Origin of the sequence: Saccharospirillum salsuginis, assembly GCF_014651855.1 — a bacterium.
Lineage (GTDB): Bacteria > Pseudomonadota > Gammaproteobacteria > Pseudomonadales > Natronospirillaceae > Saccharospirillum > Saccharospirillum salsuginis.
In genome coordinates, this window is the sequence record NZ_BMXR01000007.1 from 196,822 (window position 1) to 217,123 (window position 20,302).

21 protein-coding genes are annotated in these 20,302 nt (G+C 44.6%); 19 read left to right on the forward strand and 2 right to left on the reverse strand.

The window, feature by feature from the left end:
* The first annotated feature begins 2 nt into the window (after nucleotides 1-2).
* From rfbC to rfbD, 6 genes are all read left to right on the forward strand, one after another.
* Complete coding sequence (rfbC, locus tag IE111_RS14920; protein WP_189610147.1) at nucleotides 3-554, forward strand: dTDP-4-dehydrorhamnose 3,5-epimerase; 552 nt, start codon at nucleotides 3-5, stop codon at nucleotides 552-554.
* Complete coding sequence (locus IE111_RS14925) at nucleotides 548-1,813, forward strand: rhamnan synthesis F family protein (RefSeq protein WP_189610149.1); 1,266 nt, start codon at nucleotides 548-550, stop codon at nucleotides 1,811-1,813. The genes rfbC and IE111_RS14925 overlap by 7 nt, the downstream gene beginning before the upstream one ends.
* A gap of 11 nt (nucleotides 1,814-1,824) precedes the next feature.
* On the forward strand, nucleotides 1,825-2,820 hold the full coding sequence (locus tag IE111_RS14930) for a sulfotransferase (protein WP_189610151.1): 996 nt from the start codon (nucleotides 1,825-1,827) through the stop codon (nucleotides 2,818-2,820).
* 1 nt (nucleotide 2,821) lies between these two features.
* Complete coding sequence (locus tag IE111_RS14935; protein WP_189610155.1) at nucleotides 2,822-4,162, forward strand: sulfotransferase family protein; 1,341 nt, start codon at nucleotides 2,822-2,824, stop codon at nucleotides 4,160-4,162.
* An 8-nt stretch (nucleotides 4,163-4,170) separates the two neighbouring features.
* Nucleotides 4,171-5,238 (forward strand): dTDP-glucose 4,6-dehydratase, encoded by a 1,068-nt coding sequence (gene rfbB, locus IE111_RS14940; RefSeq protein ID WP_189610157.1) that lies wholly within the window; start codon nucleotides 4,171-4,173, stop codon nucleotides 5,236-5,238.
* A gap of 99 nt (nucleotides 5,239-5,337) precedes the next feature.
* Nucleotides 5,338-6,198, forward strand: a complete 861-nt coding sequence (gene rfbD / locus IE111_RS14945; RefSeq protein ID WP_189610159.1) for a dTDP-4-dehydrorhamnose reductase — start codon at nucleotides 5,338-5,340, stop codon at nucleotides 6,196-6,198.
* 12 nt (nucleotides 6,199-6,210) lie between these two features.
* Here the strand turns inward: rfbD and IE111_RS14950 are convergent, their stop codons facing one another.
* Nucleotides 6,211-7,008 carry a glycosyltransferase family protein gene (locus IE111_RS14950; RefSeq protein WP_189610161.1) on the reverse strand — a complete coding sequence of 266 codons (798 nt, stop codon included), beginning with the start codon at nucleotides 7,006-7,008 and terminating at the stop codon, nucleotides 6,211-6,213.
* 13 nt (nucleotides 7,009-7,021) lie between these two features.
* Entirely contained in the window at nucleotides 7,022-7,987 is a 966-nt protein-coding gene (locus tag IE111_RS14955) for a glycosyltransferase family 2 protein (RefSeq protein WP_189610163.1), read from the reverse strand.
* Nucleotides 7,988-8,156: 169 nt separating this feature from the next.
* Between IE111_RS14955 and rfaH the strand changes: the two genes are divergently transcribed.
* The 13 genes from rfaH to IE111_RS15020 all read left to right on the forward strand — a co-directional run bounded on the left by rfaH (nucleotide 8,157) and on the right by IE111_RS15020 (nucleotide 20,290).
* Nucleotides 8,157-8,711 (forward strand): transcription/translation regulatory transformer protein RfaH, encoded by a 555-nt coding sequence (gene rfaH / locus IE111_RS24810; RefSeq protein ID WP_189610165.1) that lies wholly within the window; start codon nucleotides 8,157-8,159, stop codon nucleotides 8,709-8,711.
* Between the two features lie 63 nt (nucleotides 8,712-8,774).
* Nucleotides 8,775-9,137 (forward strand): MarR family EPS-associated transcriptional regulator, encoded by a 363-nt coding sequence (locus tag IE111_RS14965; RefSeq protein ID WP_189610167.1) that lies wholly within the window; start codon nucleotides 8,775-8,777, stop codon nucleotides 9,135-9,137.
* A 79-nt stretch (nucleotides 9,138-9,216) separates the two neighbouring features.
* Entirely contained in the window at nucleotides 9,217-10,215 is a 999-nt protein-coding gene (gene pseB, locus IE111_RS14970) for a UDP-N-acetylglucosamine 4,6-dehydratase (inverting) (RefSeq protein ID WP_189610168.1), read from the forward strand.
* Nucleotides 10,216-10,217: 2 nt separating this feature from the next.
* Nucleotides 10,218-11,378 (forward strand): UDP-4-amino-4,6-dideoxy-N-acetyl-beta-L-altrosamine transaminase, encoded by a 1,161-nt coding sequence (gene pseC / locus IE111_RS14975; RefSeq protein WP_189610169.1) that lies wholly within the window; start codon nucleotides 10,218-10,220, stop codon nucleotides 11,376-11,378.
* Nucleotides 11,375-12,094 (forward strand): pseudaminic acid cytidylyltransferase, encoded by a 720-nt coding sequence (gene pseF / locus IE111_RS14980; protein WP_189610170.1) that lies wholly within the window; start codon nucleotides 11,375-11,377, stop codon nucleotides 12,092-12,094. The genes pseC and pseF overlap by 4 nt, the downstream gene beginning before the upstream one ends.
* Nucleotides 12,091-13,191 (forward strand): UDP-2,4-diacetamido-2,4,6-trideoxy-beta-L-altropyranose hydrolase, encoded by a 1,101-nt coding sequence (gene pseG / locus IE111_RS14985; RefSeq protein ID WP_189610171.1) that lies wholly within the window; start codon nucleotides 12,091-12,093, stop codon nucleotides 13,189-13,191. Before pseF ends, pseG begins: the two co-directional genes overlap by 4 nt.
* A gap of 30 nt (nucleotides 13,192-13,221) precedes the next feature.
* On the forward strand, nucleotides 13,222-13,722 hold the full coding sequence (gene pseH / locus IE111_RS14990; RefSeq protein ID WP_189610172.1) for a UDP-4-amino-4,6-dideoxy-N-acetyl-beta-L-altrosamine N-acetyltransferase: 501 nt from the start codon (nucleotides 13,222-13,224) through the stop codon (nucleotides 13,720-13,722).
* Complete coding sequence (gene pseI, locus IE111_RS14995) at nucleotides 13,715-14,770, forward strand: pseudaminic acid synthase (RefSeq protein ID WP_189610173.1); 1,056 nt, start codon at nucleotides 13,715-13,717, stop codon at nucleotides 14,768-14,770. The genes pseH and pseI overlap by 8 nt, the downstream gene beginning before the upstream one ends.
* Before the next feature lie 53 nt (nucleotides 14,771-14,823).
* Nucleotides 14,824-16,071 carry a lipopolysaccharide biosynthesis protein gene (locus tag IE111_RS15000; protein ID WP_189610174.1) on the forward strand — a complete coding sequence of 416 codons (1,248 nt, stop codon included), beginning with the start codon at nucleotides 14,824-14,826 and terminating at the stop codon, nucleotides 16,069-16,071.
* Nucleotides 16,068-17,690 carry an aldolase catalytic domain-containing protein gene (locus IE111_RS15005; RefSeq protein ID WP_229805376.1) on the forward strand — a complete coding sequence of 541 codons (1,623 nt, stop codon included), beginning with the start codon at nucleotides 16,068-16,070 and terminating at the stop codon, nucleotides 17,688-17,690. Before IE111_RS15000 ends, IE111_RS15005 begins: the two co-directional genes overlap by 4 nt.
* Before the next feature lie 10 nt (nucleotides 17,691-17,700).
* Nucleotides 17,701-18,432, forward strand: a complete 732-nt coding sequence (locus IE111_RS15010; protein WP_189610176.1) for a 3-deoxy-manno-octulosonate cytidylyltransferase — start codon at nucleotides 17,701-17,703, stop codon at nucleotides 18,430-18,432.
* 3 nt (nucleotides 18,433-18,435) lie between these two features.
* A complete protein-coding gene (locus IE111_RS15015; RefSeq protein WP_189610178.1) occupies nucleotides 18,436-19,095 on the forward strand; it encodes an HAD family hydrolase in 660 nt (219 codons plus the stop codon).
* Nucleotides 19,096-19,099: 4 nt separating this feature from the next.
* A complete protein-coding gene (locus IE111_RS15020; protein WP_189610180.1) occupies nucleotides 19,100-20,290 on the forward strand; it encodes a polysialyltransferase family glycosyltransferase in 1,191 nt (396 codons plus the stop codon).
* Nucleotides 20,291-20,302 lie beyond the last annotated feature (12 nt).

The window sequence follows — 20,302 nt, forward strand, 5'->3', positions numbered from 1 at the left end:
AAATGAGGATTATTGATACAAAAATACCAGATGTGAAAATTCTGGAGCCAAAAGTGTTTGGCGACGACAGAGGCTTTTTCATGGAAAGTTTTAGAGCTTCATGGTTCCGTGAAAATGTCGCTGATGTGGAGTTTGTTCAGGATAATCATTCAAAATCCAAGAATGGTATTCTTCGAGGTCTGCATGTTCAGAAAAAGCAAACACAGGGAAAATTAGTTCGTGTCACATCAGGTGAAGTATATGATGTCGCTGTTGATATTCGGAAAAATTCAAAAACTTTCGGGCAGTGGGTTGGTGAGTTTTTAAGCTCTGAAAATAAACGGCAATTGTGGGTGCCGGAAGGTTTTGCCCATGGTTTTTTGGTAGTTTCTCAAGATGCAGAGTTCTTGTATAAGTGTACGGATTATTATCATCCAGAAAGCGAAGTAAGTATTCTCTGGAACGATGTTACTCTAAATATCGATTGGCCAATAAATAAAATAGACCAAGTGTCGTTGTCAAAGAAAGACCAAGAGGGAATCAACTTTGGCGATGAGGTTGCTATTGAATGTTGAATAAAATACGATCGAGGCTAAAGCTTCCAGGCATCAAAATCTATCTGGGTGTGAAGTCCTATTTAAACTGGATAAGGTCGCTATTTAAAAGTGACAATGTAATTATTTATTCCGATACTAAAAAGCCCGAAAAGGTTTTGCTGATCGCCTTGTTTGAAAAAGGTGAGGTTAGGCCTGATGTTAAAAGGCTGATTGAATCAGCGAGAAGTAAAGGGTTTTGGATTATCGGTGTCAATACTTTGAAATTGACAAACAAGGAGGAGCTGTCGAAGTTATTTGATGTTTATATACAAAGGTTTAATTACGGAAGAGATTTTGGTTCTTACAAGTGTGGTGTTGAGTACTTGTATAAAAACGCTGTCATAAATGGGGATACAAACCGACTGATAATTCTGAATGACAGTGTTTATTACGATTCTGCCAAGGTTGATGATTTTCTGACCGATCTTTGCAATGCCGACTATGAAGTGCTGGGGGCTACGGAGAATTCCGAGATTCAATATCATATCGGATCCTTTTGTGTCTCTGTTGATGGTGGTATTATTAATTCCAATAAATTTAAGAAATATTGGAGACAATACAAAAATTCGGATATACGACCCAAGGTTATAAAACGCGGCGAGCTTGCTTTGTCTAAGTGTTTGCTTAGCTCGGCGTCTAGCCCAAGTAAAGTTGACGTTATATATAATTCAAGAGTGTTAAGACAAGTACTTCAGGAAGATAATAACCTTGAGGCTGTAATTGCACTCGTAAGAAGAAGTGATCGGGTTCAATGGCCAAGATTTAATCTTAATGCATTTACAAATGCATGGTTGTCCTCTTATATAATGGCTGATATTGATGCTAAATTGGGTGGGAAAACATCCACTCTTGAGATATCAGCAGATATATATCAATCAAGCAAGATGGTTGAACTGAGAACGTTGAATGATGTTGAAAGTTTGTTTGAATACCTCAAGCTTTCTAATGGTTTGTTTCAGGAGTATAAAAGAGATTTGATATCAAATCTGATATCGGTTTCTATTAAAGGAAGTCAGATACACCAGAATGCAATGCTATTTCACTATATGGGGCTTCCAATAATTAAGTTGGACGCGTTATATAGAGGGATGCTCAATGAAAGTGATGTGCACTTGTATTCTAAGAACATGAAGGAAGATTGCTATATTGAGCTAGAGAAAATTTTGTTTTCAAAACCTTATGGTGGTGAGTTTTTATTTGGCTGGCAGCGCATTGCCTTTTTTCATGGTTTGATATGACAGGGTTGTATATGAGAATTGATTATAGTCCTAGTTTTATGATCGGGGGTTATGAAAGAGGGGGGACCACTCTTCTATCTGAATTGTTTAGAAATAATGGTTTTAATTCTGGTTTCGAATGCGGGGTGCTTTTGTGTGAATCACCTTTAAAATTCAAGGACTATAATCCTTATTATCAGATGATGTTATCAGGCTGGGATTTAAGTGAAGAATCCCTTGGCTCTGCATGTGAGGAAGATTTTAAAGGGTTCTATTCTAAAGTTTTTTCATCTGCCTTTGGCGATGTCAATGAATCTCAAGGGTTCTTCGATAAAACACCCGCATACATGAAGAAGCTTGGGTTAAGCTTATACAGAGCATCTCCAATTTTTTCCAAAGCAATTATCATATATAGAGATCCGCGGGCAATCTTTTTTTCTTGGGCGAAGAGAGCTGTAGGAGTTGAAGGTGTCAATGAATATATCATGGACAACATAAAAGCTCTATCAAATAGATATATTTCGTACTTTAACGGCTGTGTTAACCATTTTGATAACCCCGACGTGTTGTTTATTCCGTTTGAAGAGTTTGTTACTAGGGAAGAAGAGTTTCTAACTTACCTAAGCATCTTTTTAGGTTTGAAAATGAAACTGATCAAAAGGGCGAGTAAGCCGAAGTATGGAAATGTGACTGATAATAAAATGGATTTCGGAAAGGTAGAGGGATACTCTGATGTTCTATCAGGAAAGACTCAGGATATTATTCTAAATGATACATCAATTGCTGCTCGGTTTTTTTCCGATACAAGACATCGCATACAATACAGTGGTAAGTACTCAGAATTGGACGAGAAAGTAAAATATTTATTGAGCCACTTCGGTTTAAATGAACGGCACTATTTGGTTGATGGGCATTACTTTGAACCGCGAACCTATTTGTTCAGGTATCCAGATCTGGTGAAGCATAGTGTTAACCCTGTTGAACACTTTAGAAAGCACGGTATAAATGAAGGCCGGGAAGGGTGTTAAAATGAAAAGCGAAACTACTATTACTCAAAAAGAAGTTGATGTGGTGCTTCATGTTGGAGCACCTAAAACTGGATCTTCGGCACTTCAAGTTTTTTTATTGGAGAATGTAGAAGCCTTATTGAAGAGTGGATATTACTACCCAGAACATGGAGTGGATGTTAATAGAGTTTCAGGGGGGCACTCAGATATTGGAGTTTGTTTATTCCAAGGTAAATATAAAGAGGCTGAGGGTAAAATTGCGAAACACTTGGCAGTAGCGCAAAGTAAAAATGCAACTCTTGTGTTAAGCGGCGAGTCATATTATGGATTTCCGGAGTTCTTTAAGAATGCACTTAAAGATTATCGAGTAAAAGTAATTTGCTTTTATAGAAATGTAAAAGATGCAGTGCCTTCATTCTATAATCAGTTGGTGAAAAGGCACTTTTATTCAAAACCTTTTGAGGAGTATATTCTTGCCCCTTCTTCTGTAGCTGAAAATCCTTCAGTTAACGGCGATAATATTTTATTATGGTCTAAAGAATTTAAATCAGACTTTTTGTTGGTACCATATGAGAGACAGCAATTTCCAGATCAATCGATTGAAAAGTTCTTTATGAGCATGATTGGTGTAGCGGGGGGATTTGAGTTTAATCCTGCACATGTAAATAGTAGCTACAATGCGTCATCCTTAGAGCTAAAACGTAGATTCAATTTTCTGTTGTCTCAAAAAGAAATGAAGTTGAATGGTGCTCTTGATCGATCGCTTCAGTGGTTTTCAGATAATTACGAAGAGCCAAGAATGAATTTGTATGCTCTCTTGAACGCTGAGCAATTACAAAAGGTGAATGATGTTTTTAAGGCTATATATGAAAGGGTTTATCAGAATGTCGGAAGTAATTTTCTCTGGGAGCCCGAATTTGTAGTTGAGGCAGTAGTTTCAAGTCACGGTGGGCCAATGCATTATATGTATTCATTTCCATTCGTTGCATTTAGTGCGAAGAGTAAGTTTCCTGAGGAGTATGCCCAGTTAAGGTCTTTTTTAGCTAAAGCCTCAATGGGAAAACGGTCTGACTATAAGGTGAATTCTTTGTGCGAAGCATTTAATTTAGACAGTTCTTCTGTAGATTATTCCGAGTGGGAGTTGTTGGTTGAGAAGTTATTGAAAGATGAAGCAAAAATCCCGGATATGTTAAGGGATGTTGGGAAGTATTCACTAGATATGGGTGATGTTGAAGGTGCATCAAAGCTAGTAAAAAAAGCGCTTGAGAGACGACCGAATGGGAAATATATTCAAAAGTTGGATGCCCATATTGATATGTTGCTGAAAAAAAGTCGTGAACATAATCTAATACGTCAGGAGTAATCTAAGGTATGAGAGTTATGATTACAGGGGGGGCTGGGTTTATTGGCTCGGCTGTGGTGCGTGAACTGAGCAAAAATGCTGATTGTAAGGTTAGTGTCTTTGATGCATTGACTTACGCGGGAAATCTCGATTCTATTGGAGAAGCCCAGAAGATTGGAGATGTAGCGTTCTTTCATTCAGATTTATTGAATGTTGATGAAGTGAGACAGTGTCTGTTTTCAATAAAGCCTAACATAGTGATGCATTTGGCTGCTGAATCCCATGTAGATAGGTCGATTGATGGCCCAAAGCAATTTCTAGAAACTAATGTTGTAGGGACCTTCAACATATTGCAAGTTGCGGTGGAATTCTACAATAGCATATCAGTTGACGACAGAGAGAGATTCCGCTTTCATCATATATCTACAGACGAGGTTTATGGCGATCTGGAAGGAACCGATGAGCTGTTCACTGAAGAAACCCCCTATGCGCCCAGTTCTCCCTATTCGGCCACCAAGGCCGCATCGGATCACTTAGTGCGTGCCTGGGGGCGAACCTACGGCCTCCCGGTCATCATCACCAACTGTTCCAACAATTACGGCCCCTATCATTTCCCGGAAAAGTTGATCCCGCATATGATACTGAACGCACTGGCGGGTAAACCCTTGCCGGTGTATGGAGACGGCTCGCAAATTCGTGACTGGCTCTATGTGGAAGACCATGCGCGCGCCTTGATCCAAGTCGCGACCGAAGCCAAGCCGGGGTCGACCTACAATATCGGTGGGCACAATGAAATCAAGAACATCGATGTGGTCCGTAACATCTGTGAGTTGCTGGAAGAGTTGGCGCCCGAAAAGCCGGCGGGTGTGAACCGCTACGAAGATCTGATTACGTTTGTGAAAGATCGGCCAGGCCATGATACGCGCTACGCCATCGATGCCTCGAAGATCAAGCGGGAGCTGGGCTGGGAACCGCAGGAGACGTTTGAATCCGGGTTGCGGAAAACGGTTCAATGGTATTTGGATAATCGCACCTGGTGGGAGCGGGTGTTGAGCGGGGAGTATCGGTTGGGGCGGCTTGGGGTTGGTGAGAAGTAAGAAGATTGTCCCTCTCCCTAACCCTCCCGAAGCGTCGGACCGCCCTGAGGGAGAGGGGGCTAAAACCCTAGGGACTAAGACCCTATAGGAGGTTTTCTTGTGAAAGTATTGGTAACGGGTTCCGGGCAGTTGGCTTGGGAGCTTGAGCAAACCGTTCCCGCGTCCGTTGAGTTGGTGAAGGCACCTCGGGCTGTGTTGGATATTACGGATGACATGGCGTGTGAGCGTGTGTTGTCCGAGGTACGGCCGGATTGGGTCATCAATGCGGCGGCCTATACCGCGGTGGATAAGGCGGAGACCGAGGTTGAGCAGGCTTACGCCGTCAATGAAACCGGTGCGGCGAATCTGGCTCGGGCGAGTGCGCGGTGCGGTGCCCGGTTGATGCATGTCTCCACGGATTTTGTTTTCGATGGGAACACCAGCCGTCCCTATGAGCCGGGTTCGGACGTCAACCCGCAGAGCGTCTATGGTGCTTCCAAGTTGGCCGGTGAGCGAGCGGTTCTAAAAGAATTGTCGAGCGCTGTCATCGTGCGTACAGCCTGGGTGTATTCGGCGCACGGCCAAAATTTCGTGAAGACTATGCTGCGCCTGATGCGGGAAAAGCCGGAGCTGGGGGTTATCGTGGACCAGGTAGGTACGCCCACCTGGGCCCGAGGCTTGGCGGAGGTGCTGTGGCAAGGGGTAAGCCGTGCCGTACCGGGCGGAGTATACCACTGGTCCGATGCCGGCGTGGCGTCCTGGTACGACTTCGCAGTGGCCATTCAGGATGCCGCGTTGAAGCGCGACCGGTTGCACCAGGCCATTCCCGTAAAGCCGATTCGAACCGAGGCATTCCCCACGCCCGCCAAACGGCCGGCGTACAGCGTGTTGGATAAGGCGTCGACCTGGGAAGCCATTGGTGTGGCGCCGGTTCATTGGCGGCATCAATTGGAAGCGATGATGGATACGCTGGCCGATTAAGGCCGGCGTCGGTCAGAATGGGGCGCGAACCAGCGCCTTGCTACCCTGCAACCAGGTACGCATCCGGACCCAACTGAAACGGACCGCGCTGGTTACATGCCACAGAAGGTAGAGATTGGCCGCCTTGCGGCTGTCCCGGCGGCCGTCGTGGGTCGCCTTGATGTCCGGCAGGTAGTAGGTCGCTTCGCCTTCCAGATGCAGGGCGCGCCAGCAGATGTCGATGTCTTCGCAATACAGGAAGTAACGTTCATCGAAGCCGCCCAGACGCTCGAACAGGTCGGCCCGAAAGGCCAGGAACGCGCCGGATGCCCAATCCACCGATGTCGGTTCGGTTATGGCTTTCCGGTCAACCGTTGTCCGGCGGGACTTGAGCAGAAAAGAAGTGATGAAGTCCCAGGGGTAGGGGAACACCCGGATAGACCCTTCGTAGATGCGGTGGTCCGTATCCTTAAACAAATTGGGAGCGGCCAGTCGAATTTGACGGGAGCGCATGGTGGCGACCATGTCCAGCAAGGTTTCAGGTGCTACGCGGACATCCGGGTTAAGCACGATGAACCAGTCGTCCGGTTTCAGGCCCAGTTGGGAACGACAATAGGTGTAATTGTCATTATGGTTGTGCCCGAAGCCCTGGTCATCGCCGTTCGTCAGGTATTGGATGTTGTGGTGCGCACAATAAGCCTTTAGCCGCGTATCCGGCCGGTTGTCCTTGATGACTACCTGGATGCCCGCCGCCCTTAGTCGGTGCGGTTGCAAGCCATCCAGAATGTCATCGGTATGTTCATGCGATACGATGGATACGTATAGGGCCACAAAATTGCCTGGTTCAAGGTGTGGGTTGCTTGCCCGACCTGCAGCGGAGTAATGCGATACTCAGCCACAACGTCAGCGTTCGACGCGTATCCTTACGTACAGGGTGCCATTTAAGCAGAAAGTACAGACGTTTCAATAGGTTGGAGGGTAATGCTTTACTCAGGGCCGTAAAGAAGGCCTTTTGTTCCTCATTTGTTGCCTCGGCGTAACAGTCGGCATAGGCCTTGGCTTGCAAAAGCACTGTTCGTGCCGCTTCGGACTTATCACGCAAACGGGCCAGCCAGGGGCCGGAGCGCCGGCCTTGCTGGATGCCCACCTGGTTGGCGGAGTGCTGACGGTAGAGCAGAGTCGGCGTGCGAATGATGGAGACCCGGCCTTCGCCGGCGGCGATGAGCCCCATCCACCAGTCGTGCATGGCGATGTCGGGGTGGGGTTTGATTCGGGCGATCAACGCCTGGTTGATGCACACGGAAGCCCCCTGGATGCAGTTGTGGAACGCCAGTTTGCGAGGGTCGTAGGCGTGTTCGGGTACCAGGCCGTCCAGTTTCCAGAACGACTGTCGTTCATGGGTTTCCGGGAACCATACCCAGGCGTCCGAGAAGATCAGGTGGGGGTCCGAAGTCACAATCATCTGCTCACTGAACAAACGCGCTTTGTGCTCAAGCCAAATGTCGTCCTGATCGGCGAGGAACACGTAGGGCGCGCATGTGTGGGTTAATGCAAACAGAACATTCTTGATGATGCCTTCACCAGGCCCGGCGATTACTCGGATGAGGTCAGGGTGCTTCGCCTGATATGAGGCGAGCAGTCGGTGTGTTTCATCCGTCGAGCCGTCATCGCTGATAATGACCCGGCTCGGTTTGGGCCGTTGGGCCAGTATGCTGTCCAGTTGGGCTGCCAGGTACGGAACTCCGTTATGAGTACAGACCACCACCTCATAATCCGGATGGAGATGGTCTGAAGCAGGGCTGTCGATCATGAGGGTGGCTTGGGTCGTTGTTTGCTATGGCTCTAGCATGAGTGATCCGGATGTCTCTGGCAACGACCTACGTTTCCAAAACGGTTCGGTCGTTGCAGTCTCCAGGTCTAACCGGTACTCTATGTTCAATTGTTGAACGCTATGAATGTCCGGTTGGGGCCCACTACATATGACTCTCCGGGAAGACTGTCCATGTGAGAGGCAGCGCGAGCTGTCGAAATGCCCGGGTGCGGCTCAAGGGTGGTATCTGGTCCAATGCAAGCCTCGCGAGGGGTTTAAAGCTGAACAGCATTTGAGGAATCAGGGGTTTCAGTGTTTTCACCCAACCATTCAAAACCAAAGTAAGCGGCGCGGAAAGGCTCGCTGGGTTGTCGAGAGTTTGTTTCCTTATTATTTGTTTTTGCACGTCCGGGCAGGGCAGGCTCTCTCGAATGTTCGCCATACTCGGGGTGTAGTGAAACTTGTTGGGTTCGGGGAGGGGCCGCGTCCGGTGTCTTCGGGCATCGTTCGCAGTCTTATGCGATATTGTCGCGCCATACGGTACGATCAGACCGAGGAGTTATTACACCCTGGGGATTCAGTGCGCATTGTTGACGGATGTTTTAACCAACTGGATGCTGTCGTAAAAGCTGGCAAAGGTGAAGACCGAGTGGTGGTGCTACTGGATATTTTAAATCGACAACAGGAGCTGGAGCTACCCCTATCTGAGGTGCAGCCTAGTTGAACGGATTCTTCTGAATGGAAAACCGTTGGCTACTCGTTGTGGGAGTTTTAAACATTAAACGCTATGCTGAATGATGAAATAAGATACAAGCTCCTTAAGTTACTTGAGTCGAACCCGAATCTCAGCCAGCGGGAGTTGGCAAAAGAGTTGGGGATCAGCCTGGGGAAAGTCAATTATTGTTTGAAGGCTGTTCTGGAGCGAGGTTGGATCAAGGCGGAGAATTTCAAGAGCAGTACTAATAAACTGGCCTATGCGTATGTATTGACACCTCGTGGCTTGGAAGAAAAGGCAGCCGTCACAGTACGGTTTTTGAAACGCAAACTGGATGAACACCAAATGATTGAGGATGAAATCAAACGGCTTCGTTCAGAAGTAGAAGAAACTCGGTCGCAGGTTACTTTCTCTTCCCCTCAAAGAGATGGCTAGGAAGTGGAGTCTGCACTTGGTTATATTTGGTTTGATATAATTCGAAAGACATATAATGTTTTAAAAAGTGGAATTTAATATGCTTAACAATTCAACAATTCTGATAACTGGCGGAACTGGTTCATTCGGCCATACTTTCATTCCGATGACTCTCGAAAAATACAATCCTAAAAAAATCATCGTACTGTCCAGAGATGAAATGAAGCAATGGGAAATGGCAAAGTTGTATCAAGGAGATGACCGCCTGCGTTTCTTCATTGGTGATGTACGGGATCGTGAACGCTTGTATCGGGCGTTGGATGGAGTTGACTTTGTGGTGCATGCCGCAGCGACAAAAATTGTACCGACGGCGGAATACAATCCATTTGAATGTGTGAAGACAAATGTTCTGGGCGCGATGAACCTCATAGATGCCTGTATTGATAAAGGTGTAAAAGGTGTGGTTGCATTGTCGACCGATAAAGCCAGTAGCCCGATTAACCTTTATGGTGCAACCAAACTGGCATCTGATAAGATGTTTGTGTCGGGTAATTCTTATTCAGGCTCTCATAAAACTCGGTTCTCGGTGGTTCGATATGGCAATGTCATGGGCTCTCGAGGTTCAGTTATCCCATTTTTTATGTCCGTTAAGGAGCAAGGGGTTTTACCCATTACAGACAATCGTATGACCCGATTCATGATTTCTCTTGAGCAAGGCGTCGAATTGGTATGGCACGCGTTTGAGGATATGGAAGGTGGGGAGATTTACGTTAAAAAAATTCCTTCCATGAAAGTGACGGATCTGGCACGGGTTGTAGCTCCGGAGGCGAAGCAGAAAGTAGTTGGAATTCGCCCTGGAGAAAAGCTGCATGAGCAAATGATAGGTGCGGAAGATGCTCCTTTTACTTATGAATATAAAGAGCACTTTAAAATTCTCCCTATGATTCACGAATGGGATAAGGATGCAAATCGAATAAAAGATGGTAAGAAAGTTTCCGATGGCTTCATCTATTCAAGCGATACTAATACCGAGTGGATGACGGATGAAGAGCTTCAAAAATGGATTGATGCGAATAGAGATAAGATCGGAGCCATCTAAGTATGATTCCATACGGTAGGCAAGATATTACTCAGGCTGACATAGACGCCGTTATCGATGTTCTTGGTTCTGACTTTTTGACCCAGGGCCCCAAAGTTCCGGCCTTTGAAGCTTCGCTGGCGGAAAAGGTGGGAGTACATCATGCCGTGGCGGTAAATAGTGCTACCTCGGCACTTCACATTGCCTGTCTGGCACTGGGATTGGGCCCAGGGGACCACCTATGGACGAGCCCGGTTACGTTCGTCGCATCGGCTAATTGTGGTTTGTATTGTGGCGCTAGCGTTGATTTTGTCGATATCGATCCCGTTACTTATAATTTGTGCCCAAAGGCTCTGGAGATCAAGCTGATCGATGCCGAGCGGGAAGGATGCTTACCGAAAGTGATCGTGGCCGTACACTTGAGTGGGCAGCCTTGTGATATGGCTGCTATCCAAGAGTTGGCTCAACGCTTTGGTATAAAAATTATTGAAGATGCGTCTCATGCCATTGGCGGTCGCTATCGTGGGGACTATATTGGCAAGTGCCAGTATAGTGATATAACCGTATTTAGTTTTCATCCGGTAAAGATTATCACCACAGCCGAAGGTGGCGTTGCTGTAACCAATGATGACCATCTCGCACAGCGTATGAATTTATTCCGCAGCCATGGTGTGACACGTGATCCGGCTCTTATGACCCATGAATCTGATGGCCCATGGTACTACCAGCAAGTGGAATTAGGATTCAACTACCGTATGACAGAGCTGCAAGCCGCACTGGGGTTGAGTCAATTGGAGCGTTTGGACAGCTACGTCGCTCGTCGCCACAGCTTGGCTAGACGTTATGATCAGCTTCTGGCTGATCTGCCTTTAACATGCCCTTGGCAACATCCGGATAGTTATTCCGGATTGCATTTGTATATTGTTCGGTTGCACCTCGCTGAGATATCCAGGTCTCACAGAGAAGTATTCGAAGCTCTGCGTGAAGCAGGTATAGGCGTTAATTTGCACTACATTCCGGTGCATACCCAGCCGTACTACGCCGCAATGGGGTTCGAATCGGATGATTTTCCGAATGCTATGGCTTATTACCGTGAAGCGATCAGCCTACCGATGTTTCAGACGATGACCGAGCAGCAACAGGATGAAGTTGTTGAAGTGCTGAAACGGGTGCTGACCGCATGAAGCCAAGTCGAATTGCAATCATTCCCGCCCGCGGCGGCAGCAAGCGTATTCCTCGCAAGAATATAAAACCGTTTTGTGGCAAACCTATGATTGCCTGGTCCATTGCAGCAGCCAGAGCTAGCCAATGTTTCGATGAGATTCTGGTATCCACCGATGACTTCGAGATAGCCGAAATAGCGCGACAGTACGGTGCCAATGTTCCATTTATACGCCCGGAAAGCCTGTCAGACGACTTTACCGGGACTATTCCTGTTGTTCGGCATGCAATCGAGTGGTTGCAGGATCAGGGGAATACCATCGATGTCGCTTGCTGTATCTATGCAACCGCGCCTTTCATACAGCCGTCTGACTTGACTCATGGCTTGGAAAAGTTGATGAAGGAGGAGTGTGACTTTGCGTTTTCAATAACCAGTTATCCTTTCCCGATTCAGCGAGCACTCCGCCAAACAGATGAAGGCCGGGTACAAATGTTCAACCCGGACCTATTCGAAACTCGATCTCAGGACTTGGAAGAAGCATGGCATGATGCCGGTCAATTTTATTGGGGAACAACCGAATCGTGGTTGGAAGGTCGACGTATTTTTGATGTTGGCTCAGTCGGAGTGTCCATACCCCGCCATCGTTCCCAGGATATTGACACCCTGGAAGATTGGGAGAGAGCGGAATGGTTGTTTAAGGCATTGCTGGAAGCAGAGCCTTCCTCTGGTGTGTCATGAAGGTTGTATTTCGAACAGATGCAGCAGACTGGATTGGTACTGGGCATGTAATGCGCTGCATTACACTGGCACGTGCTCTGCGCGATGAAGGAGCAACGTGCACTTTTATTTGCCGTGCATATCCGGGAAATCAAATTCAACGTATCAGGGAGCAGGGCTTTGGTGTCCATACCTTGTCGGCGAGCAACCTCAAGACCCTACCGGATTCAGACAGTAGCTCTCAAGATGGACACGAACACGCTCACTGGCTTGGCGGACCCGAGTCAGACGATGCTAATCAATGTAGGGCATTGCTGAATTCAGACCCTCCGGACTGGATCATTGTGGATCACTATGCATTGAGTGCGGAATGGGAGCGTGCGCTGAATGGGTTGGGCAACAAGACCCTGGTAATAGATGATCTCGCCGACCGACAACATCAATGCGACATACTGGTTGACCAAACATACGGACGAAAACAGACAGATTATCAAACTTTGACTCCCGAGCACTGTAGGATCCTGACTGGCTCAGAGTATGCTTTGTTGAGGCCGGAGTTTGTTGTGCTAAGAGATCACAGCCGGAGATCGCCTAATCCACCTGGTACCTTTCAGGTACTTGTTAGCATGGGTGGTGTTGATCAGAGTAACGCTACGGGGCAGGTACTCAAAGCGTTGTCGTCGATAGAGTGGCCTCGTCGAACCATAGTGAAGGTTATAATGGGGTCATTGGCACCCTGGCTGTCAGAGGTGCGTGAACAAGTGGCTGATTTGGCAGTGCATTCGGAAGTTATTGTTGATACTCCTGATATGGCTCACATTATGGCCAAAAGCACAATTGCGATTGGAGCGGCGGGTTCCACGGCTTGGGAGCGTTGTTGCCTTGGTCTTCCTTCGCTGATTGCTGTGTTAGCTAACAATCAAGAACTGGTATCAAAACAATTGACCGAGGCTGGTGCCGCTGAAAAGCTGGACTTGGAAGACACGGAATCCATGGCTGTTCAAATATCTGGTATGTTGCATGATGAACCGAAGCGACTTCAAATGGGAAAAAGAGCTGCTAATCTAGTTGATGGCTTGGGAGTATCTCGCATTATTGAAAGTATGAGGGGGCTCTGAGTGGATAGCAAGCACTATAGGGTTCGGCCCATGGAAGAGCGTGACCTTGAAGAAGTACTCAGTTGGCGGAATCATCCTGATGTTCGTCGATATATGTACTTTCAAGACGAAATTACTTTGGAAAACCATAGAAAGTGGTTTTCTTCAACCAAGCAGGACGCAAATCGGCATTTATTAATATTCGAGACCGACTTAGTACCAATGGGTTTTGCTAACTTGGCTGTACAGAAGCAGCACGGGTTGGTTGCCGATTGGGGGTTCTATGTTGCGCCCGGTACAGAAAAAGGAACGGGCACGTATCTGGGCAAATGCGTCTTGGAGTTTGCCTTTTGCGATCTGGAGCTACACAAAGTATGTGGAGAAATATTGACTTTTAATAGCAAGTCAATTCGATTTCATAAAAAACTGGGCTTTGTGCACGAAGGTACTTTGAGGCAACATCATTTCGATGGAGTGGAGTACCAGGATATCGAGTGTATGGGCTTGTTAAGGCATGAATGGCAACGATTTAAGGGGACGCCCCATGAGTAATATACCAAACATTAAAATTGCAGGCCGCGAAATATCTGCTAGTCAACCTCCTTATATCATCGCGGAATTGTCAGCTAATCATAATGGTAGGTTGGAAACTGCCCTTAAAATAGTGGAAGAAGCAAAGAAAGCAGGTGCGGACGCAGTCAAGCTTCAAACATATACAGCAGACACTATTACTTTAAAATCAGACTCAGATGATTTCCAAATACACGGAGGGCTATGGGACGGAAAGACACTGTATGAATTATATGAACAAGCTCACATGCCATGGGAGTGGCATAAGCCTTTATTTGATCGAGCTCGTGAGTTGGATATTACCATGTTTAGCTCGCCTTTTGATAATACAGCTGTCGACTTGCTTGAAGACTTGAACGCGCCAGCGTATAAAATTGCTTCATTTGAAGCGGTCGATCTGCCACTTATTAAGTACGTTGCATCGACCGGTAAGCCAATGATCATATCAACAGGCATGGCTGATGCTGAAGAAATAGAAGAAGCAATAACAGCTGCGCGAGAAGGAGGTTGTAAGGAGTTGGCAATTCTTCACTGCGTCAGTGGTTACCCCGCTCCTGCGGAAGATTACAATCTAAGAACTATTTCCGATATGAAACAGCGCTTTGGTCTGGTAACGGGATTGTCCGATCATACCCTGGATAATACTACAGCCATAGCAAGCGTAGTACTCGGTGCAGACCTTATAGAAAAACACTTCACATTGGACCGTAATGGTGGTGGTCCTGATGATAGTTTTTCTCTTGAACCACATGATTTGAAAGCGTTATGTCAGGATACGAAAACAGCATGGAGTTCACTGGGGCAGGTAGAATACGGGCGTAAATCAAGTGAAGTTGGTAACGCGCAATTCAGACGATCGCTGTACTTTGTGAAAAGCTTGAAAAAAGGCGAAACAATTACCAGAGATTCAATCAGGAGTGTACGGCCTGGGTTTGGAATGTCTCCCAAAATGCTTGATAGCGTTGTGGGAAGAAAAGTGGCTGAGAATGTACCAGAGAACTCTCCAGTTCTTCCAAGGTACGTTGAATGAGATTTTATTCGAGTACCATGGCAGTTAACAATATGTCATTCAGTAGAAATTCATTGATTCGTAGTGTCAATGTGCTATTGCGTGCAGCCGCAATGATCTTGAAATTTATAATTGTACTGTTCATTGCCAAGTACTTCAGTACAGAGGAGTTGGGCCGGTATAGTTTAATCTCAGCTGGAGTAATGTTTTTCGTGTTGGTTGTCGGAGGGGATTACTACACCTATTCAAACCGGGAATTGATGTCTTCCTCAAAAGAGTTGTGGCCTGAAATACTGAAGAACCAGGCGTACAGCTATGGGCCGCTTTACTTGATTCTATTACCTGTCGCGACCGTGCCATTTATAGTGGGGTTCATTGACAGTAGGTATCTACTGTTTTTTTTAGCCATCTTGGTGTTGGAGCATTTCTCCACTGAATTAAACCGACTTCTAAATGCAATGCAGTTGCAGCTAAAAGCTAGTTTGATTCTCTTTTTGCGTGTTGGCGTATGGGTTCTACCGGCTATATGCATTTTGTGGCTAATGCCTGAGTCTCGCGAGCTGGAATACATTTTAATGTTTTGGATCTCCGGGTGTTTGTTGTCACTTTTAGTTGGTATTTATTTTGTAGCCAAGCACGTTCCGGATATTAAATTTAACAAGCCGAATTACTCGTGGATCATGAAAGGTTATAAAGTAGGTTTTACCTATTTGTCAGGCAGCCTTATCTTAAAGGCTTTGACGACCTTGGATCGATTTTGGCTGCAAAGTTTGTCAGGTGAGTATGCCGTTGGTATCTATGCATTTTTCTTCAGCATCATACTGGGAGTATCTACTTTTTTTCATGCGGCCGTCACTGTTTTTTCGTCTCCGAAAATAGTTCGGAGCTATAGCCAAAAAAACATGAGTGCCTATAAAGCCAATATGAAAGTATTTGGTTTTTTAATGATTGCTTTTTCTATAAGCGTCATTGTTTTACTGCTAGTGTTTATGCCTCACCTGCTTGGTTGGATTGGTAAGTTAGAGTATAAAGAATATTATCCCATATTTTATATTTGTCTTGGTTCTGGAGTGTTGTTGATATTTTCAAATTATCCTCACACATATCTATATGCTGCTCAACACGACCGAATGATATTGTTGTCACATGTAATATCGATTGTCATCTTTTTTTCGGTAATGCTGGCAATGTCTGATTTCATTGGGATTTATCGAGTTTCGTTGTCAGTGCTAGCTAGTATACTGGCTCTTACGGTATCGAAGTTACTTCTTTTTATTACCCTTTCCCGGGTCGATCGCAATTTTCAGGAGGCCGAATTATGAATAGTATTAAATCAGGTAATATGACTGTGCTAGATTGCACGCTTAGAGATGGTGGTTATTATAATAATTGGGATTTCGACTTTGATTTGATCAACAAGTATATTCAGTGTGTTAGTGAAGCTGGTGTGGATGTGATTGAGATAGGATTCCGTTCTCTATCGAAATCAGGATTTAAAGGAGCATGTGCCTACTCGACCGACGAATTTATAGATATATTAAACATACCTGACAACCTAATGATAGGAGTAATGGTCAACGCTTCTGAACTGTTAGTCCGTGATTCAATCGATCAGGTTTTGCCTATATTGTTTCCTAGAAGTCCGGGGGAATCTCGCGTAAACCTGGTTCGTATTGCGTGTCATGCTCATGAGTTTACGGCTGCGTTAGAAGCCGTCCCGTGGTTAAAAGAGAGAGGCTTTAAAGTCGGCTTTAATCTAATGCAAGTCTCGGAGAGGACAGACCAGGAGTTGTATGAATTAGCTGCTAAAGCTTCCGATTTCGATGTGGATGTACTCTACTTCGCTGATAGTCTGGGAAGTATGAAAAGCAAAGATGTAGCCAATGTCATCTCCTCTTTGAAGAAGGGATGGAAAGGTGACATTGGCATTCATGCCCACAATAATATGGGCCAGGCATTGGACAACACGCTCGCGGCGATGGAGTACGGGGCTCGCTGGATAGATGCTACAGTAACAGGTATGGGTAGGGGCCCGGGCAATGCTAAATTAGAAGAGGTATTGTTAGAGCTCTCTAGTCTGGAAGAAAGGCCGATTAGACTGATTCCTTTAACGAACATTGTAAATACTGTGTTCGAGCCTTTAAGGAAACAATATGGTTGGGGAAGTAACTTTTTTTATTTTTTGGCAGGAAAGTACAGTATTCATCCGACATACATTCAGGAAATGATACAGGACGCGAGGTATAGGGAAGAAGACATACTAGCTGTCATTGAACATTTACGTCAAGTAGGGGGTGAAAAATTTAAGTCCGCTACATTAGATGTTGCAAGAAGTTTTTATAACGGTGAAGTATGTGGTAACTGGTCTCCAAAAACATCGTTGAAGGGAAAGGATGTATTGATTCTAGGGGCAGGCCCATCAGTTAGTAAACATAAGAAAGCGATTGAGTCTTTTATTGATAAACACAAACCGGTTGTAATCGCATTGAATACTCAGTCCGTAATTCAATCAGAAAAGGTCGACCTTCGGGCTGCATGTCATCCGGTTAGATTGTTGGCCGATTGTGAATCTCACTTAAGGTTTAAACAACCTCTTATCACACCTTATTCAATGTTACCGGATGATGTTAAAGACTCTCTTATCAACAAAGAGGTGTTTGACTTTGGAATATCAGTAAGCTCTGATGGGTTTGAATTTTTTGATACCTATTGCATTGCTCCGAACTCATTGGTAATGGGTTATGTGTTATCTGTTTGTGTGTCAGGTCAGGCTAGTAAGTTGTATCTTGCCGGGTTTGACGGGTTTAGCGCTGAAGATCCAAGGTATGAGGAAATTCAGTCTATGCTGAGTAAATTCTATGAGTCTGAAAGCACTATTCCTATGGAGTCCATAACACCCACGCGGTTTACCATACCGATGAGATCAATTTATTCATTCTGAGGAGAGAGCAATGAAAGCAGTAGTCATCATTCCTGCCAGATATAAGTCTTCACGATTTCCGGGGAAACCATTGGTTAAATTGCTCGGGAAAGAAATGATTTTATGGGTTTCTGAGGTGTCAGCAGAAGCGGTTGGCAAAGGCAATGTTTATGTGGCCACAGAAAATCAGGACATAGTAGAGGTTGTTGAAGGAGCAGGCTTTAGCGCTATTATGACTTCAGGTGAAGCGCTAACAGGTACGGACAGAGTTGCTGAAGCAGCAAAACACATTGATGCGGATATATACGTCAATGTTCAAGGTGATGAACCATTGCTTGACCCTTCGGATATCAAAAGAGTAATAGAAGAAAAGGCCGAAAAACCCAACTCAGTTATAAATTGCTTCTCTTATGTTTCAGACCGTGAAGATCCTAATAGCGTAAATATTCCAAAAGTAATAACTTCCGAAAGTGGGTATATGGTGTACATGTCGAGATCACCTTTACCTGCGTATAAGGATGTAAAGTTAAAACCCGAAGAATATAAAAAGCAAGTATGTATTTACGCATTCAATAAGAATGAGTTGGACGATTACCTTGCGTTTGGAAGAAAAAGTGTACTGGAGATGTCTGAAGACATTGAAATTCTTAGGTTTATTGAGCTTAAACGCAAGGTCTATATGATAGAAGCCAGCCCAGGTTCTCATGCCGTGGACGTCCCTGAGGATGTAGCTGTAGTCGAACAATACCTTAAGGGAAATTAAGAAATGAAGTTTACTGAATATGATGTCATTTTTTTTGATTGCGATGGTGTCGTTTTAAATTCAAATTCAGTGAAAACGGATGCATTTTATCGCACTGCTCTGCCATATGGGGTCTCAGCAGCTGAAAGGTTGGTAGAATATCATGTTAATAATGGCGGAATATCTAGATATAAAAAGTTTCGTGTGTTCATGGATCAAATATTAGAGCTTGACGGTTGTGATCATGGCTTGGAATATGAGCAGTTATTGAGGAATTATGCCAGCTATGTAAAAGAAGGGTTGTTGTCTTGTGAAGTTACGCCATATTTAGAGCAACTTAGAGAGCTGTCGCCTGGCGCTGAATGGATGATTGTGTCGGGTGGAGATCAAAACGAGTTAAATGATGTTTTTAAAAAAAGAGGATTGATTGACTTATTTGATGGGGGAATATACGGAAGTCCGGACTCAAAGCATGAGATTTTATCCAGGGAATTGTGTAATAGAAAAGAGAATATAAAATCTCTCTTTCTGGGAGACAGCCGGTATGATCATCAAGTGGCCAGAGAATTCGGTGTTGATTTTATCTTCATAAGTGGTTGGAGTGAGTTTTCAGGTTGGGAAGATTACTGCAAAACCAACTCTATATCTCAAGTTGAGTTAGTTAAGGACATAATGGTACCCTGAAATTATGAAGCGTATTTTAATTTATATAAATGATTCTCTGGGAGAGTTGGATTGGATTACTCCTTTTTTACTATCTGATGAAGCATCCAAGTATAAGTTTTTTATTTACTTTAATAATGTAGGCAGTGACTTGGAAGCTAAGAAAAGGATATATTCTGAGTATTCTCTTACTCGTGATAATATCACTCTTCTCAATTCAAAAGAGAACCATTTTCCAAAGTTGAGTAAAATAGACGATTTTGTTAACAGGGCTCTGAATAAAATAAAAGGAATTAACTATCATTTGTTTGAATGGTCTAGAAATGGTATGGATTTTTTGCGTGTGTTTGTAGCTAAATTCATTCCAAATAGCTATCGTTTTGATGTGATATTTAGAGATTATAATCTAAAGGATAGCTTCGCATTAAGAATCCTAGCGAAGAATAGTTCGAATGCTAAGTTTGTGATCTTCCCACATGCGGTTGGCATACAGCGCGTGATACCGGGGCATACTAGAGAACCGATTAAATCCACCAAAGTTGACTTATGGCTAGAGAATACAGAAATTTCAGATTATGCAGCAGAAAAGTATTCCAACCAGCTTTTTGTTTCAGGTGCTCCTGTGTTATCGGATAACTTTAAAAAGGAGAGCATGTTTGATCCCGAATCCAGTCGAATTCTAATATTAACTCGTATTTGTTCTCCGGAATATGGTTTTACTCTTGAAGATTCCTTGAGTGTTTACAGTGACATTTTGTCCTGGTGTAGTGGTAACAGTTTTAATGTGATGGTGAAACACCACCCTAGGGATAAAAATCTAAAAGTGTGGCGAAAAATTCAAGAAAGGTTCTCAAACGTTGAGGAGTATACAGACAGTCTGATGAATTTAAGCGATAAATTTAGTGCCTGTCTGAGTTTTTTTTCAACAGCTGGTCTGTTTTTAACCTCTCGAAGAGTTCCCGTTTTCGATATTAGCCCTTATGAAGAGTTAAAAGAAGCCGTTTCTTATCCTTTTCATTTTAATGGAGAGGACGGTAGATTGACACATGATTTAGTGGAACAGGGTTGTTTTAGTCGTCTGGAAAATTACGATAAAATAAAAGATATCTCCTTTTTAAGTGATTCTTCTCGTAGGCAATATAATTGCTGTAAACAGCTTTTTCCTGAAGAAGCCCATAAAAGAATCCAACTAAAATTAGATGAAGTTTTGGACTGATTTTAAAAACCG